This window comes from Ruegeria sp. HKCCA5463, from assembly GCF_013034175.1.
Lineage (GTDB): Bacteria > Pseudomonadota > Alphaproteobacteria > Rhodobacterales > Rhodobacteraceae > Ruegeria.
The window spans coordinates 80017-97210 of sequence record NZ_WQFL01000003.1; the positions used below are offsets into that span (position 1 = coordinate 80017).

12 protein-coding genes are annotated in these 17194 nt (G+C 59.2%); 5 read left to right on the plus strand and 7 right to left on the minus strand.

Annotation, left to right across the window (positions count from 1 at the left end; all coding sequences use genetic code 11):
* Positions 1–128: 128 nt before the first annotated feature.
* Together trpA and GOW09_RS08600 are read right to left on the minus strand one after the other, a co-directional pair.
* A complete protein-coding gene (trpA, locus tag GOW09_RS08595; RefSeq protein ID WP_171117431.1) occupies positions 129–920 on the minus strand; it encodes a tryptophan synthase subunit alpha in 792 nt (263 codons plus the stop codon).
* A gap of 78 nt (positions 921–998) precedes the next feature.
* Positions 999–1487, minus strand: coding sequence for an acyloxyacyl hydrolase (locus tag GOW09_RS08600; protein ID WP_171117433.1), 489 nt, complete (start codon positions 1485–1487; stop codon positions 999–1001).
* 199 nt (positions 1488–1686) lie between these two features.
* Here GOW09_RS08600 and ychF point away from each other — a divergent pair, with 199 nt between their 5' ends.
* Positions 1687–2784: a redox-regulated ATPase YchF gene (ychF, locus tag GOW09_RS08605; protein ID WP_152457188.1), complete on the plus strand. Its 1098-nt coding sequence runs from the start codon at positions 1687–1689 to the stop codon at positions 2782–2784.
* A gap of 22 nt (positions 2785–2806) precedes the next feature.
* Here the strand turns inward: ychF and GOW09_RS08610 are convergent, their stop codons facing one another.
* Positions 2807–3163, minus strand: a complete 357-nt coding sequence (locus GOW09_RS08610) for a nuclear transport factor 2 family protein (protein WP_171117435.1) — start codon at positions 3161–3163, stop codon at positions 2807–2809.
* A 182-nt stretch (positions 3164–3345) separates the two neighbouring features.
* Here GOW09_RS08610 and GOW09_RS08615 point away from each other — a divergent pair, with 182 nt between their 5' ends.
* The 3 genes from GOW09_RS08615 (at position 3346) to fdhF (ending at position 8813) form a co-directional block, all read left to right on the plus strand.
* The gene (locus tag GOW09_RS08615) at positions 3346–4227 is read left to right on the plus strand and encodes a LysR family transcriptional regulator (RefSeq protein WP_152457190.1); all 882 of its coding nucleotides are present in this window, start codon (positions 3346–3348) and stop codon (positions 4225–4227) included.
* Between the two features lie 85 nt (positions 4228–4312).
* The gene (locus tag GOW09_RS08620; RefSeq protein WP_171117437.1) at positions 4313–6016 is read left to right on the plus strand and encodes an NAD(P)H-dependent oxidoreductase subunit E; all 1704 of its coding nucleotides are present in this window, start codon (positions 4313–4315) and stop codon (positions 6014–6016) included.
* Between the two features lie 13 nt (positions 6017–6029).
* Positions 6030–8813, plus strand: a complete 2784-nt coding sequence (gene fdhF / locus GOW09_RS08625) for a formate dehydrogenase subunit alpha (RefSeq protein ID WP_171117439.1) — start codon at positions 6030–6032, stop codon at positions 8811–8813.
* 280 nt (positions 8814–9093) lie between these two features.
* On the opposite strand, the gene GOW09_RS08630 is transcribed toward fdhF, so the two are convergent.
* The 4 genes from GOW09_RS08630 to GOW09_RS08645 form a co-directional block, all read right to left on the minus strand.
* Positions 9094–13182 (minus strand): translocation/assembly module TamB domain-containing protein, encoded by a 4089-nt coding sequence (locus GOW09_RS08630; protein ID WP_254442710.1) that lies wholly within the window; start codon positions 13180–13182, stop codon positions 9094–9096.
* Positions 13179–14987 (minus strand): autotransporter assembly complex family protein, encoded by a 1809-nt coding sequence (locus GOW09_RS08635; protein WP_171117443.1) that lies wholly within the window; start codon positions 14985–14987, stop codon positions 13179–13181. Before GOW09_RS08635 ends, GOW09_RS08630 begins: the two co-directional genes overlap by 4 nt.
* Before the next feature lie 152 nt (positions 14988–15139).
* The gene (locus tag GOW09_RS08640) at positions 15140–16126 is read right to left on the minus strand and encodes a type I glyceraldehyde-3-phosphate dehydrogenase (RefSeq protein ID WP_171117444.1); all 987 of its coding nucleotides are present in this window, start codon (positions 16124–16126) and stop codon (positions 15140–15142) included.
* 54 nt (positions 16127–16180) lie between these two features.
* Complete coding sequence (locus GOW09_RS08645) at positions 16181–16504, minus strand: hypothetical protein (RefSeq protein ID WP_170344942.1); 324 nt, start codon at positions 16502–16504, stop codon at positions 16181–16183.
* A 326-nt stretch (positions 16505–16830) separates the two neighbouring features.
* Here GOW09_RS08645 and GOW09_RS08650 point away from each other — a divergent pair, with 326 nt between their 5' ends.
* Positions 16831–17187: a hypothetical protein gene (locus GOW09_RS08650; protein WP_171117446.1), complete on the plus strand. Its 357-nt coding sequence runs from the start codon at positions 16831–16833 to the stop codon at positions 17185–17187.
* The last annotated feature ends 7 nt before the right edge of the window (positions 17188–17194 follow it).

The following is a 17194-nucleotide window of genomic DNA, read 5'->3' on the forward strand; positions in this document are numbered from 1 at the left end:
ACTGGTTCGTTTTCCTTACCAATGCATGTCAAAGCCTGCAATGATCTGGCCCGGCGGCGGGCAGTCAAAAAAGCCTGCCCCAGAACAGTTTGCGGCAGGCTTTCGAGTGTGTTGTGTTATCTGCCGGATCAGGCGCTATGAGCGCCATCCGACAGGGACTTTACAAAATCCAGAACTTCCTCGACCGGTTTGCCTGCACCGATCTGGCTGACGATCGCCGATCCGACTACGGCACCATCTGCCACGGACGCGATATTGCGGGATTTCTCGGGCGTATTGATGCCAAAGCCCACGATCACCGGCAGCTCGGTCGCGGCCTTGATGCGGGCAACCTCGGGGGCCACATCCGTTGCCTGCGCCTCGGCCGCGCCGGTGATGCCAGTGATTGAGACGTAATACACGAAGCCCGAGGTGTTTTGCAGAACGCGCGGCAGGCGCTGGTCATCCGTGGTAGGTGTTGCAAGACGAATGAAGTTCAGCCCGGCCGCCTGCGCAGGCAGGCAAAGCTCTTCGTCTTCCTCGGGCGGCAGATCGACAACGATCAGCCCGTCAATACCGGCATCTTTGGCATCGGCCAGAAAAGCCTCGACACCCCGGCTGTAAATCGGGTTGTAGTACCCCATCAGGACAATTGGCGTCGTGTCATCTGTTTCCCTGAACGCGCGCGCCAGATCCAATGTGCGCTGCAACGTCATCCCGCCGTCCAGCGCGCGTTGACCCGCCGCCTGAATGGTGGGGCCATCCGCCATCGGATCAGTGAAGGGCAAACCAAGTTCGATGATGTCCACACCCGCGCCGGGCAGGCCTTTGACCACGTCGAGCGAGGTGTCATAGTCTGGGTCCCCTGCCATCACATAGGCAACAAAAGCCTTCTTTCCTTCGGCTTTCAGGGCGGCAAACTTAGCGTCGATACGGGTCATCGGATGTCCTTGCAATCGGGTTTGGACCCGTGTGCAGAAACTTTGACCGAAAATCAATCCCGCCAACGCAGGAATAGCTCAGAAGCCCAGATGGTACCGCAGCAGAACCGCGTTTACACCAGGGTTCTCATCATTGGTGCTGGCGTTCGATTTGTGCGTGATCGCAACTGACATTCTGTTGCCGTTGTTCAGGTTATATCCAAGACCCAAAAGGCTGCGGATCTGAAAGTCTCCGCCCAGGTCGTTCTGGTCGTTGCTGGCATTGAAGTACCCCGGCATGACACTGCCTTCGACGAACCAGCGCTCACCCAGAGAATACAGTCCGACCAGCCCCACACCGATATGCGTATCCCCGTCTTCGTCCACAGAAAACGCAGCACCCCAGCCAGCACTGAACCGAGTTGCCTGGTGAAAAGGAGTGTGATGGTACTCGAGAGCGATCAGTGCCTGATCTTCGGACGTCGCCTCGGAAAAATCTGAATACCCGGCACCAAAAACAACCGTCTGAGCTTGGGCTGTAGCAAATGTAGAGACCGTCAGTACGGCTGCAAGAAGTAGTTTTTCCATTATATTCTGCCATTTAATTTGGTCGCGCTATGTTAATTGTTCATCCTACCCTTCGTTTTTCAGGACCGACAAGAACACGATTTGAGAACAATTTCGTGATGTGGCCGAAGGGACTCAAACAAAGTAGCCCCGGCAATCACTTGCGCATTGATGCGGACCTGCATAGAAGCTGCGCTCGTATTCTATGCAGGAGGCCGTTATGGGCTTTAAGATGGGAATCGTGGGTCTGCCGAACGTGGGCAAGTCGACCCTGTTCAATGCGTTGACCAAAACCGCTGCCGCGCAAGCCGCGAACTTCCCGTTCTGCACGATTGAGCCCAATGTCGGCGATGTGGCCGTGCCGGATGAGCGGCTCGACAAGTTGGCCGCAATCGCATCGTCAAAACAGATCATCCCGACCCGCATGACATTCGTGGATATCGCCGGTCTGGTGAAGGGGGCTTCGAAAGGCGAGGGGCTGGGGAACCAGTTTCTGGCAAATATTCGCGAGGTCGATGCCATCGCCCATGTCCTGCGCTGTTTCGAAGATGGCGACGTGACCCATGTAGAAGGCCGCATCGATCCTGTGGCCGACGCCGAGACCATCGAGACCGAGCTGATGCTGGCCGATCTGGAAAGCATCGAAAAGCGCCGTGCCAACCTGGTGCGCAAGCTGAAAGGCAATGACAAAGAGGCCCAACAGCAGGACCGCCTGCTTGCCGAAGCGCAAAAGATGCTGGAGAGCGGCAAACCTGCACGGTTGGTCGAGGTTTCGGACGAGGATGCCAAAGCTTGGAAGATGTTGCAGCTGCTGACCACCAAGCCGGTTCTTTATGTTTGCAACGTGTCCGAGGAAGAAGCCGCTGAAGGCAACGAATACTCGGCGAAAGTCGCCGAGATGGCTGCCGCCCAAGGCAACTCTCACGTCATCATCAGCGCCAAGATCGAAGAAGAGATCAGCTTGCTTGAAGCGGACGAAGCACAGATGTTCCTTGAGGAAATGGGTCTGGAAGAACCCGGCCTCGACCGTCTGATCCGTGCCGGGTACGACCTGCTGAAACTGGAAACCTATTTTACGGTCGGCCCGAAAGAAGCCCGCGCCTGGACCATCCGCACTGGCACCGCTGCACCGCAGGCGGCTGGTGTCATTCATGGTGATTTCGAAAAGGGATTCATCCGCGCCGAGACCATCGCCTATGACGACTTCATCGCCTGCAACGGCGAGCAGGGGGCGAAAGAGGCAGGCAAGATGCGGGCCGAGGGGAAAAGCTATATCGTCAAGGATGGCGACGTGATGCATTTCCTGTTCAACACCTGACGCCATTTGCCCTGTGCCGTCATCAGGGCGTTTCGTTCAAGCTGCATTGTCGAATCAGCCACCCGCCGTCCGGCTGTCTGTACAAAACGTTGAGAGATGTGCCGTCATCAGTTGTTCCTTCGCGGAAAGTCGCAAGGCACCAGCCGATTTGGCCGTCGATGCCAGCCTGCACAACTTCGATGACTTTGTCCTCGCCACCTTCCTCCAGCCATTCCGAATGTATTGTTTCAATGGCTGTTCGTCCTTTGGCTGCGGGGCCAAAAGGTGAGTATAGCTCTGCGTCTTCGGTGAAAAACGATGCGCACCCAGCTGCGTTTCGGGATCGGTAGCATCCGACATACGCGTCAAACAGTTTTTGAAATACGTCTACAGCGGTCATGCGGTACCTCGCCTACTTGTTCCCAGCGCCCATTAATGGCGGGCAATCTTATACGACAAAGCACCAGTTTCCGACGCGCCCGCGCTGAAAGACGGTGCTTTCCCTGTACGGTAAAGACGGTGCTTTCCCTGTACGGTAATGCAGTTAGAGTGGTCTTTGGCCTGATGTTGGAAATTTGAATCATGATCGAAATCCGCGACCTGCAACTGCTCAGCGCGTTGGCGCGGCACCGTCATTTCGCCAAGGCCGCCGAGGAATGCGGGATTTCGCAGCCCGCCTTTTCCATGCGCATCCGCAACCTCGAGGATCGGCTGGGCGTGTCCATCGTCCGCCGCGCCAACCGGTTTCAGGGCTTGACCGAAGAGGGCGAGATGATTGTCCAACGGGCGCGGCGTATTCTCGATGACACCAAAGCACTGGAACAGCAGGTGCTGGCCACCAGGGGCGAGATCACCGGCACGCTGATCCTTGGCGTGATACCGACGGCCATCGCCTTTACCGGGCGCCTCACCAAACGCTTTCGGCAAGCCCATCCTCGCATCGTTACGCGCATCGAGACCATGTCTGCCACCGCCATTCAACACCGGCTGGACGAAGGAAGTCTGGACGCCGGGATAACATATGGTGACAGCATCGGGACTGATCTGCGACAGGTGCAACCTTTGTACGAGGAAACCTATGTTCTGCTGGTTCCGTCACACATGACGGACGAAACCGGCCCCTTGCCTTGGGCGCGCGTGGCTGAATTTCCGCTGAGCCTGCTCGAGCCGCAGATGCAAAACCGGCGTATTCTGGATCGTATCTTTGCCGAACAGGGGCTGCACCCGGACGTGGTCGCCGAAACCAGCGGATTCACCGCGTCGATGGTGATGGCACGCGAGGGGCTGGCTGCCACGGTTGTGCCACGTGTCCTTATTCGGGCATTGGGCGAGTTGCAGGGGACAAAGGTGCTGCCGCTGGTCGATCCGATTGTAAGTAAACCGATCTGTCTGGCCACCCTGAGCCGAGATCCTGAACTGCCAACGGTGCAGGCACTGCGCGCTGTGGTGACGTCTTTACGGTGATAAGATGTCGTTATCGTGCGATTGCAAAAAGCGATTTGACGATATGCTAGCCTGATGAGACACGGGGCCTGAATCGGAGGGCATCATGGCACCATTAGACACCAAGCCATCAGGCGCACCCAAGGGCGTCTGGAAGTCAGGTAAAGGCAAGGGGCGGCACACGCCCAAAGGCCGACAGTTCACGGATGAAGCACAGGCCGAAATTGCGCGCCTGCTGGGCGACCGCCCACGCCGCCGCGACCTGCTGATCGAGTTTCTGCACCTGATTCAGGACACGCACGGCCATATCAGCGCCGACCATATCGCCGCGCTGGCCGTCGAGATGCGGATCGGGCAGGCCGAGATTTACGAGACCGCGACCTTCTATGCCCATTTCGACGTGGTGAAAGAAGGTGAAACACCGCCCCCCGCGCTGACCATTCGCGTCTGTGATTCCCTGTCCTGCGAAATGGCTGGTGCGCAGCAGTTGAAAAAAGCGCTGGAGGATGGGCTGGACCCGTCCGAAGTGCGCGTTCTGCGTGCGCCCTGCATGGGGCGCTGCGACACCGCGCCGGTGCTGGAAATCGGGCACAACCATATCGACCACGCGACCCCTGAAAAGGTGCAGGCCGCCATCGCGGCCGGGGACACCCACGCCCATCTGCCCGACTATGAGACCTTCGCGACCTATGTCGAGAACGGCGGATACGCCAAGCTGAAAGAGCTGCGCGAGGGCGGCGACTGGGAAGCGGTCCAGGAACAGGTTCTGGCCTCGGGCCTGCGGGGCCTCGGCGGTGCCGGTTTCCCGTCGGGCAAGAAATGGGGCTTTGTCCGCATGAATGACGGCCCGCGTTTCCTGGCCGTGAACGGGGACGAGGGCGAGCCGGGCACATTCAAGGATCGCTACTATCTGGAACGCACGCCGCATGTTTTCCTCGAAGGTATGCTGATCGCTGCCTGGGCGGTTCAGGCCGAGACCTGCTTCATCTACATGCGTGACGAATATCCAGCCGTTCTGGAAATTCTGCGGCGCGAGATCGCGGCTTTGGAACAGGCCGGGATCGTCGAGAAAGGCTATATCGACCTGCGCCGCGGCGCGGGCGCTTACATCTGCGGAGAAGAATCCGCGATGATCGAGTCGATCGAGGGCAAAAAGGGCCTGCCGCGTCACCGCCCGCCCTTCGTGGCGCAGGTCGGCGTATTCGGCCGCCCGACGCTGGTGCACAACGTGGAAACGCTCTACTGGGTGTCCAAAATCTGCCGGGAAGGTCCGGAGATCCTCAATTCGGTTGAAAAGAATGGCCGCAAGGGGCTGCGCAGCTATTCGGTCTCGGGCCGGGTGGCCAAGCCGGGCGTTTACCTGCTGCCGGCAGGGTCGACCATTCTTGACGTGATTGATGCCGCCGGGGGCATGGCCGAAGGTCATGTGTTCAAGGCGTATCAACCGGGCGGGCCGTCGTCAGGTCTTCTCCCCTCCAGCATCGACGACGTCCCGCTCGACTTTGACACACTACAACCGCTGGGCACCTTCATCGGGTCTGCTGCGGTTGTGGTTCTGTCCGGTCAGGACACGGCCCGCGATGCGGCGCTGAACATGCTGCGCTTCTTCGAGGACGAAAGCTGTGGCCAGTGCACGCCCTGCCGGGCGGGCTGCGAAAAGGCGGTGAAACTGATGCAGGCCGAGAAGTGGGATACCGACCTGCTGGAAGATCTGTGCCAGGTGATGGGCGACGCTTCGATCTGCGGTCTGGGGCAGGCTGCCCCGAACCCGATCCGCCTGGTCATGAAACACTTCGCTGAAGAAATCTGAGGGAGACAGAGCCATGCTTGATGCAAGCCCAAACAAGACCGTCACCTTCAACCTGAACGGCGATGACGTCACCGTGCCCGAAGGCACCACTATCTGGGAAGCGGCCAATGGCCGTGGACTGGTGATCCCGCATCTGTGTCACAAACCGGCGCCGGGCTACAAACCCGATGGCAACTGCCGCGCCTGCATGGTCGAAGTCGAGGGCGAGCGTACGCTGGTCGCCTCGTGCATCCGTCCGGCGGCTGACGGGATGGTGGTGAAAACCGACACCGACCGCGCCGAGAAATCGCGCGCCATGGTCATGGAACTGTTGGTGGCCGACCAGCCCGAGCAGCCGCACGATGCCTCGAGCCATTTCTGGGATATGGCCAAGCTGAACGATGTCAGCGACAGCCGTTTCCCGGCGAAAGAGCCCGAGAAGATTCCGCTGCTGGATGACAGCCATGTGGCGATGCGGGTCAATTTGGATGCCTGCATCAACTGCAACCTCTGCGTCCGCGCCTGCCGCGACGTACAGGTCAATGACGTGATCGGCATGGCCGGGCGCGGGCATACCGCGCAGGTGGTGTTCGACCAAAACGACCCGATGGGCGAGTCGACCTGCGTGGCCTGCGGTGAATGCGTTCAGGCCTGCCCGACCGGCGCTCTGATGCCCGCCACCGTGCTGGACGACCAGCAGCACGGCGACAGCAAGGATTACGATTCCGAAACCGAAAGCGTCTGCCCCTTCTGCGGGGTGGGCTGCAAGGTCAGCCTCAAGGTCAAGGACGGCAAGGTCAAATATGTCGAGGGCATCAACGGCCCCGCCAACGAAGGCCGTCTGTGCGTCAAGGGCCGGTTCGGGTTCGACTATATCCACCACCCGCATCGCCTGACCAAACCGCTGATCCGGCGCGAGGATGCACCGTCAAAAGGTCTGAACGTTGATCCCGGCAACCTGTCGACCCATTTCCGCGAAGCGACCTGGGAAGAAGCGATGGATCTGGCGGCCACCAGACTGATGGCCCTGCGCGACCAAGACCCTCGCAGCGTTGCGGGCTTTGGCTCGGCCAAATGCACCAACGAAGAGGCCTATCTGTTCCAGAAGTTCATCCGTCAGGGTTTCAAACACAACAATGTCGACCACTGCACCCGTCTGTGCCATGCGTCGTCTGTGGCCGCTCTGATCGAGAACGTGGGTTCGGGCGCAGTGACGGCGACCTTCAACGAGATCGAGAACGCTGATGTGGCGATCATCATCGGCGCCAACCCGATCGAGAACCACCCCGTCGCGGCGACCTATTTCAAGCAGTTCGCCAAGCGCGGCGGCAAGCTGATCGTGATGGACCCGCGCGGTGTCGGCATGCGCAAATTTGCGGACGAAATGCTGCAATTTCGGCCAGGTGCCGATGTCTCGATGCTGAACGCGATCATGAACGTGATCGTCGAGGAAGAGCTGTATGACAGCCAGTACATCCACCGCTGGACCGAGAACTGGGAGGCCGAGAAAGAACACCTGCGCCAGTTCACCCCCGAGGCGATGGCGCCGATCTGCGGCATCGAACCGGATCAGCTGCGTCGCGTTGCGCGCACCTTTGCGCAAGCCAAGGCTGGTCTGATCTTTTGGGGTATGGGCGTCAGCCAGCATATCCACGGCACCGACAATTCGCGCTGCCTGATCTCGCTGGCATTGATGACCGGGAATGTCGGCAAACCCGGCGCGGGTCTGCACCCTCTGCGGGGCCAGAACAACGTGCAGGGTGCATCAGACGCCGGCCTGATCCCTATGTTCCTGCCGGACTACAAGACGGTGACGGATGACGGCATTCGCGCGCAGTTCACCAATATCTGGAAATCGGATGATTTCTCGAACGAGAAGGGTCTGACCGTCACCGAGATCATTGACCAAGCCTATGCGGGCAACATCAAGGGCATGTACATTCAGGGCGAAAACCCGGCTATGTCCGACCCGGATGTTGGCCACGCACGTGAGGCCCTGGCCAAGCTAGACCTGATGATCGTGCAGGACATCTTCCTGACCGAAACCGCGAACTATGCCGACATCATTCTGCCGGCCTCGGCGCTGTATGAAAAGAACGGCACGGTTTCGAACACCAACCGTCAGGTGCAACGTGTCCGTCCGGCCGTGGCGCCTCCGGGTGAGGCGCGCGAGGATTGGAAGATCACGGTCGAACTGGCGCAGCGCATCGGGCTGAACTGGGACTACTCCGATGTGTCCGAGGTCTTTGCCGAGATGAAACTGACCATGGAGTCGCTTGACAATATCACGTGGGAACGGCTGGAAAACGAGACGATCACCTATCCGTCGCTCAGCGAAACCGATCCCGGCCAGTCTATTGTGTTCGGCGATGGTTTCCCCCGCGCGGGTGGCAAAGCAAGGTTCACTCCGGCCAATGTCATCCCGCCTGATGAGGCGCCCGATGATGAATACCCGATGATTGCCACCACCGGCCGTCAGCTGGAACATTGGCATACCGGTTCAATGACCCGCCGGGCAAAGGTTCTTGATGCGGTCGAGCCAGAGGCCAACTGCTCGATGAACCCGCGCACGCTGAAGCTGATGGGGATTGAGCCGGGCGAAATGATCCGCCTGACCACGCGTCGTGGTTCGATTGAAATCATGGTGCGCGCCGACCGGGCCATTGCCGAAGACATGGTGTTCATCCCGTTTGCCTATGTCGAAGCGGCGGCGAACATCCTGACGAACTCGGCCATCGACCCCTACGGCAAGATCCCCGAGTTCAAATTCTCGGCCATTCGTGTCGAAAAGATCGAGGATGCGATGGCAGCGGAATAAGATCGCGGCCAGACTGAGCAAGGGCGGCCTCTGGAAGGGGGCCGCCTTTTTTCTTTGCCGCGCCATCGTTCAAACGATTGCACCGTCTGACCGGCTCCGACAATTCGTCGGGTTTTCAATTGGCCGCAGCACCGCGCAAATTTCCGCGCTGGCGATTGCATCGCGACCACCAACGAAATCGGAATCAGGCGTCGACAAGACAATTTGAACACCCGTCACCTGCTCGTGCGACATGAACGGATGGCTCAACTCGGTTTCTTTTTTGACAGTTGGTCAGTGGTCAGTAGTCACGCTCGAAGAACACACCCACGCCGGTCTCTCCTCGGCCATCGACCGTACCGCGCACGGTGAAATTGTCCGTGACATCGAGGTTCAGGTTCACTTCGGTGTCACCTTCGGTGTTCACGGTGAAGTCCGTATAGAGGTTTTCACCCAGGTACGCGCCCGCGCCCAAACGGCCCGCGCCGCTTTCGGACGCTCCTATGTCGACCGTGTCGACTCCGGTGGAGTCGCGGAGACCTTTGGTTGCATCCCCTCCCGCACCGCTAAGCTGCGCCAGTGATGCTGCCATTTGCGCGATCAGGAAAGGCGAGATTTCTGAAAACCGGTTCCCGAACAGCAACATTGCCAGTGCTTCTTCAGCCGGACGTTCGGGGTCGGAAAACACATTGACCTCAGGTGAATCCAGCGGGCCGGCTATTTCGATCGTTGCGGTGCCGTCAGACGTGCTGGCTGAAGACTCGAACTCGATATACGGGGTCAGGTCGCCCTGCAACGTGACGATCCCCTTGGTCAGTGCCAATCTGCGGCCCAGAATGTCGAAATTCCCGCGGATCAGTTCGATCTGACCGGACGGAACGACAGAGGCAGTGGTGCCGCCGATGAAAATTCGACCACCCAGTTCAGCGTTCACCCCGCGCCCTCTGACGAAAACCGCTTTGGGTGCAAGCAGGCTAATATCCAGCGCAATACGGGATGCGCTTTTCTCCGATCCTTCGGTCACGACCAATCCGGCCCGCTCTCGGGTGACGAAACCGGCGCGACTTTCGTTGATGTGCTGGATGTCCGGGATAGGTGCCGCGCCTACCGCGCCGGACGCGGCGGCAAGGTTGATGTTGGTTTCGTCAAACGTGATCTGACCGGCAAGCGAACTGTTTCCGGCCAACGCCCCGGTCATGGCAATCTGACCGTTCAGGGTGGTTTCATACAGCAACCGGTCTGTCAGCACCAGGTTGTTCAGGGTGGTGGTAATCTGGGCGTTGAACGGAGGGGTCAGGTCAACAGGCCCGTTGACGGTAAAGTTGCCGCCCGCCCGAACTCCGCCATTCAGTGTAATGTTTGCGCGACTTTGCGCCAGATCCACCTGACCACTGATCCCGGTAATGGTCTGACCAGCACCCGGAATTGCAAGGGATGTGCCCGAAGTGGTGACTGAACCGCTCAGCGACGCCAGCGCCGGAGCACCTTTGAGTGCCAGATCGAAGCGCGCCGAACCGTCGATCTTGTTGGGTGTGATGAAGACATTCGCGATCCCAAGGTTGATGCCGCCCTGTGCCTTCAGATCCGCCTGACTGCTGGTTTCATCAAAAGTGCCGGCCAACGTGGTGTCAATGTCGGCAGGCCCTTGCGCCTTGGCGTCAATCGTCCAGACACCGTTATCGCGTTTGGCCGTTCCCTTTGCTGCCACAGTGCCGGGAAATTCGGGAACGAACCGCTCGATCCGGTTCAGTTTGGCGTCAAAATCCACATCAGCCGAGCCATTCTGGCCGACCGTTCCTTGAAGGCTGGCGTAAGAACTGTCAGGCCCGTCCAGGCGAGCAGTGCCTTCCAGTCCAGAGCCGGTCGGAGCGACGTTCCCGCTCATGTTCAGCGGTCCGGACAAAGTTTGCGACAGACGGGCAAGGTCATCCAGTTTGGCGGAAAAGTCCAAACCGCCGGCGTCTCGGTTCAGCTTGCCCGATGCATTCGCCGAAAGGGCGGTTCCAATCAGTTGGAACGTACGGATATCCAGGCCTTCATCGTTGTTCATCGCGTCCACGGTCAGGTTCGTTCGCCCCTGGATCAGGTCGTCAACGGCGTCGATCCCGGTTTTGATATCGTCCGCCGCCAAATTGCCTTTTACGTCGAACGCTTTGCTGCCGACTGCGCCCTTGCCGGCAACATCCGCTCGGATCGCCCCTGCCAGATCGCGTTTTGCAAGGCTGGAAAACGGTGACAGGTCCGGGATGTTCACATTGACCTGCCCGTCAATGGCAAGGGCTTTCCTTGGATCGTCTATGGTAACAGAGGCCTTGGCGGTCAGGGCTGAACCGTTCACCGATGCGTCGCGGATAACAATCTGTTCTTGGCTCAGCGCACCGTCGAACGTGATCTCGTTGCGACCGACCAAAAGCGGGTCGATCTCGGTTAGACCGGTTTTGATATCCCGGCCCGATACGCTGGCCGTTCCGTCAAACTCCAGCGTCTGAACGGTTCCCTTTCCGTTCAGCTTTGCTTGCACCGCACCCCCAAGCTCGCGGTCGGCAAGGCCGGAAAACACGGACAGGTCTCGGGAATTGACCGTCGCCTGACCATCGATCGTCACGTTGCCATCAGTGGTCGTTACCGTGCCGTCGGCCTGGGCGCGCAAGGTATCACCGATCAGGGTGAAATCTCGGATGGTTACGCCATCTGCGCCGCGCCTGGCGTCGAGCGTTATCGTTGTATTGCCCTTGATCACCGGATCGATGTCATCACGCCCGGTCGAGAGGTCGGTTCCTTCGACCTCCAGCTTGCCGTCGAAACTGCCTTCCAGTGGCGAGCCCCGACCGGTCACCTTGGCCGAGACCTCGCCTCCCAACTCCAGTTGCGCCAGTTCCGAAAACCGGGACAGATCCGTGGCTTTCAAAGTGGCGGTGCCGTCGACGGCCAAGCCGGTGGACAGGCCGCTGACCAATGCGTCGACGCCCAATTCGTAGTCCGAACCGACCAGTTCGAGACCGGTCAGGTTCAGGGATTGGTCACTGCCATATTCGAAAGTGCCATCCAGAGTGACGAGGTCGCCTATTGCTGCATTCAGGGCCTCGTCCGCCAGACTAATACCGTCCAACGCGGCCTGCAGGTTGCCATTGATTTTTAGCGCTGCGCCCTGTTCCAGGGTCCCGTGAGCAGTAATTTGCGCGCGCTCCAAATCAACTTGCTCGGCCTGCACGGCATCTGCTGTCAGACTCAAGTCCCAATGATTGCCGTTTTTTTCGTCGTACAGCGCCGAAATCTGTGCTGCTCCAACGGACGTGTCACCGCCTGAGGCTGGAAGAGTTACCCTTTCACCCTCCGGTGGCGTTATGCGTCCTTGCAGGGCCGCGAGTTGCAATCGCCCACCTGCCGCCAATTGTAGCTGGCCTTTCAGGTTCAGTGCTTGTGACGAGATCTCAAGCTCGTCAATTTCCAGCGCACCCTCAGGTTGGGTTCGCCCATCCACATAGAGCTGTGTTTTGGCACCGAAAAACGTATCCATTTCTTCGGCGACAAAAGGTGTCAAATCACCACCGAGATCGGCAGTAAACGCAATGCCCTCTTCTGCGCTGGCCGCGGCAGTCGGGGCCGAGCGTAACCGAACCTGCCCTGTCACCCGAGGCTGACCATCGCTGCTGAGGCCGATATCTGCGGTGAAGTCGGTCACCGGTCCGGACCCTTTCGCTGTCAGCGCGATAGGCGGGGTATCCGGCATTTTAAGAGCGGTCGAGATCAGGCCGCCCGCCGCCTCTGTCACCTGAAGATCAAGATCGATCTGGCTGTTTGAATTCTGAAAGCCCGCTGTCAACTTGATTTCATCACCTGCCCGGTCCAGCCGGGTGATATCAAGGTTGGTGTCCAGCGTCCCGTCGGCCAGTGACAGGTTGCCACTAACCGCCAGTTCTGCGGCCACTCCGATCAGGGGCTCGCCCAAAGCCAGCTCGTCGATGCGAATTTCACCGATTTGGATGGCAACAGGCAGTTCAGGCAGTTGGAAGCCTTTTGCCTCTGCGGTTGGCGGCGGCGTGTCTTTGGTGGTGGTGCCAGGTGCGCGGGCAACGTCGATCTCTTGCGCCGTCAGGGCATTGACTGAGAACCGCCCACGGATCAAAGCCAGCCGGTTCCAGTCAAGTTCGGCATCTTTTATGGTCAGCCAGACCCCTTCGTCATCGGCAACGGTGATCTCGGCAATCGTGGCACGTGAACTCAGTGCACCTTGCAGGCCTTTGACGGTGACGTTCTGATCCTCGCCCGACAGGGTATCCTGCAGGAACCGCTCGATCATGCTGCCGCCTTCGTCCTCCTGCGGATGTCCGGCCACAGGCACGATTGCCAGCGCGCCGATCAGCAGAGGGTATGAAAGGTACCGTCTCAAAATGCCTGTCCTATCCCGATATAGAACTGTAGCCCGTCCCCGGTGGGACCGCTGACAGGATAGGCCAGATCAAGACGCAAGGGGCCAAACCCGCCCAGATCGTATCTTACGCCGATACCGGCGCCCGAGTGATCTTCTTGCGCGCCGCTGCCGACAAAGGAAGACGTATCGACGACACCGTAGTCATAAAACCCGACCAACGACAGGCTGTCAGTAACCTTGCCACGGATCTCGCCGGACAAGCCAATGAATGACTTGCCGCCCGCGATGCCGGTCCCGACCGGAATGCCAAGGCTTTCATAGGGTTGCCCGCGAACGGTTCCCGCACCGCCCGAGAAGAACAGAAAGTCAGGCGTGACGCCATCGGCAGGTGGGCCAATCACGGATCCCAGCTGCGCGCGACCGGCCAAAACGATCCGCCCCCCTGTCCCCAGGCTGGTATAGGCCCGCCCATCAAAGAAAAGGCGGAGGCCGGTATCCGTACCGGATATTCCGACAAAGGGCATGACTTGCGAGTCCAGATAGAATCCGCGTGTGGCGCTGACTTTGCTGTCGCGTTTGTCCCATTCAGACCGGAAGGGCAGGATGAAATACCTGAACTTGCGACCAGTGCCATATGCGTCGTCGGCGTCTGACAGCTGAAACCCAGCGGATGCCTCGGCATATAAGTTGTCGGAAAAAGTGCGGCGCGCACCATAGGCCAGCGAAGCCACCGTTACATTATAGTTTTCCGTGTTGCGGCGTTCCAGCAGGGCGCTCCAGAAGGTGTTGTCATCCGGGCCAAGCCGGTCAGGTTGATCCAGACGCAACCCGATCCGGCCATCAATATCCTCTGCACCGCCAATATTTCGAACCGCCACTTCGAAGCGCAGACGTTCTGCGCGCCTGAACATATTGCGATGGGTCCACGTCGCGGTCACATCAACACCATCGCGAGAGGCCAGTTCGACACCAAAGGTCAACCGACGTTTGGGCAGGTCTTCGAACGTGGCATCGAAATCCAGTGTGCCATCCGGATTCGGCGTCTCTCGTTCCTGCAACGAGACCACGTTGAACGTGCCGGTCCGGCGCAACCGTGTTCCCACCTTCTGGATTTTCTCAGGGGAATAGACCTCTCCGCTTGGAAACCCGGCGATCTTTTCGATGGACCTGTGGCGCACATCTGAATTGCCCTTGATGAACATCTTGCCAAATGTCAGCCTGCGCCCGGGATCAAGGTCGATCTGGGCATCCAGACGGGCCTGGGCGTGGCGCGCGATGATTGTCTGACCCGCAATTCCGGCTTTTGCGTGACCCGCGTTCCTCCAACCCTGAACACCGGCCGAGGAGGCCTGTTGAATGGCACCGGTCGTCGCCAGTTTCCCGGGGGCAAAGTTTTCGGGCAGATCCGTTCCGGGGGCCAGGGGCTTGACAGTGGCGGTGCCGAATTTGAAGCTTGGCCCGGTTTCAACGGTAATTGCAGCACGGTTTATTTGTGCAGGCACCGTGAGAGAGCTCAACTCGGCCGCCTCCTGTCCATCAAGCTTGATGCTGACGACTGGGCTGAAATACCCTTCGTCGTAAAGGATTTGTACAATCGTACGGTAATCCGACAAAGCTGCCGAGAGGATTTCAAGCGGGGTGTCGAGGCCGCGTTCCTCAGCCGTGGTTACTGAGGAGGTCTCCTTGAGGCGATCAACCAGTTCTTTCGATGCGCCGGGGGCCGAAAGGGAGGTTTCCAGCGCCGCCAGCGTGGTTGGGGCCAAAGTCACAACTGTGGCCATCAGCCAGCGCCCCAGACGGCATTGCCGCTTGCTCCTTTGCATGAATTGCCCCAACTGTCCCAATTCCAGTTCTCTTGTCCGTGTCGTGCACGGCCCTTTGAATTCAGGTTAGAGCATCTGAAAGCGGATGGGGAAAGGAATTATACATGAGACGAGAATTTTTTCGGCCAAATTGTGCTGAGGTTGCCGCCCGGCTATTCGGCTGCCATAAGGCGGGCCACGTCCAGCATTCGCGCCGAGAAGCCCCATTCGTTGTCGTACCAACCAAAGACCCTGACCTGATTTTCACCCACCATACGGGTCTCGGGCCCGGCAACAACCAGCGATTCAGGGCGGGACCGCAGGTCGGACGAGACCAGTGGCAAATCAGTCCAGCCAAGCACTGGGGATGCAGCAACGGCCTGCTTCAGGGCTCGATCGAAGATCTCGGCGCTCATGCCGCGCTGCAATGTGACCACGAGGTCCACGGCTGACACGCTTGCCGTCGGAACGCGGACAGCCGCGCCCGAGATACGCCCGGCCAGATGCGGAAGGACGACATCGATAAGGTGCATCGCGCTCGATGTGGTCGGAACCATCGACAGTGCCCCAGCCCGAGAACGGGCAAGGTCGCCACGCGGCGCGTCGACCATGGGTTGGCTGTTGGTATAGCAGTGGATGGTGGTCATGTGCCCCGATGCAACACCGCCGATATCGTCGATGACCTTGACCAGTGGCACCAGCCCATTGGTGGTGCAGGATGCGTTTGACACAATACGGGCGCTGCCCAACTGGCCTTCGTTCGCACCCAGAACGATGGTGACATCAGCAGCGGGGGAGGGGCCTGAAATCAGTACTTTGCCTGCGCCCGCAGACAAACCGCGACGCGCAACGTCCGAACTGCGGGCGATACCCGTACAATCCAGCATGACGTCAACGCCCGACAGATCAACGCGGGACAGATCATCGCTGTGGGTCATGGGAATTGAGTGCCCATCCACGATCAGCGCGGCGTCCCCTGCGGACACATCGCCGGGATAGGGACCAAATGTGCTGTCGTATTTGAACAGGTATGCACAGGTGTCCAGCGGCGCGATGTCATTGATCAGCACCAGCTCGATATCTGACCCTGCCGGCAGGGCCAGAACCTGCCGCAGGATCGTACGGCCAATACGGCCGAATCCGTTTATTGCGAGTTTCATGCGCAAGCTATGGCAGGCCGGTCGGGCGACCTCAATGCCTGATCTGACGCTGTGTCAGTTGCAGCTGACCTGCGAGAAAAACTGGCCCGAGATGTTCTGATACATGCTGGCCACGATCGGCTTGCACCCGGTTGCCTGCTGAATCGCGGCAATGGCCTGAACGGTGCGCAGGCGCGGTGGCGGACCGAATGGGTTGAGGTTGTTGTTGTCACGCGTGGCGCGATAAACGACCGGCGCGTCGGAAACCTGTGTCACCGCCCAGGTGCGGCTCATGACGAACACGGATTTGGTTTCTTCCTTGGCCGAGATGGGGGATGCAAAAAGGGCCGCGGATGAAGCGAGTGCTGCGACGGCCAGCAGGGCGGGGCGTAGTTTCATGGAACAATCTCCAGTGCTCAAAATCAGAATTTACTTGGATTTCAGCAAATTCCGGCCCGCCTGTGAAGCCCCAAGGTCAGAAATTTGCGACGCCACCCCGTCGGGCAGGTGTTACCGGCGAGCTGTGGGCATGGCAAATGTCGGTCGCAGCCCCTGTGCCGCCAATGCCTGAACCACCCCGGATCGCCCGCGTTGCGGGCTTGCGAAGAGAAGTCTCGCAGACAGGTCTGTCCGGGGTTTTTTTGAAGGTTCGCGTCAGGGGCTTGGCCCTGCCGGGTTAGGGGTATAACCTTGACCACAAATGATTTCAGCTCTGCGAGGCCGCCATGAATGCCCCATTTGTTACCGCCATCGCCGCATGCGGCATTTTATTGATGAGCACTGTGGTCGAGGCCAAGCCCCTTTCTCGAATCATAGCCGAGATGGGGTTGTCTCCGGCAGATTTCGAAGTGGTCAACGCAGCCTCGAACGCGCTTTTGACCAGCGGTACGCCTTCCGTGGGCCAGGAACGGTCATGGAAGAATGACGACACGGGTTCCAAAGGGACAATCCGGGTGCGATCGGTACAGGGAAACTGCGTTGCTCTTCAGCATGTGATTCAGCCGGAAGGCGGTGATCAGAGCAGGGAAATCCGAACCCGCCGCTGCAATGACGGCAACGGCAATTGGATCCTTACGCCCTGATTATCAG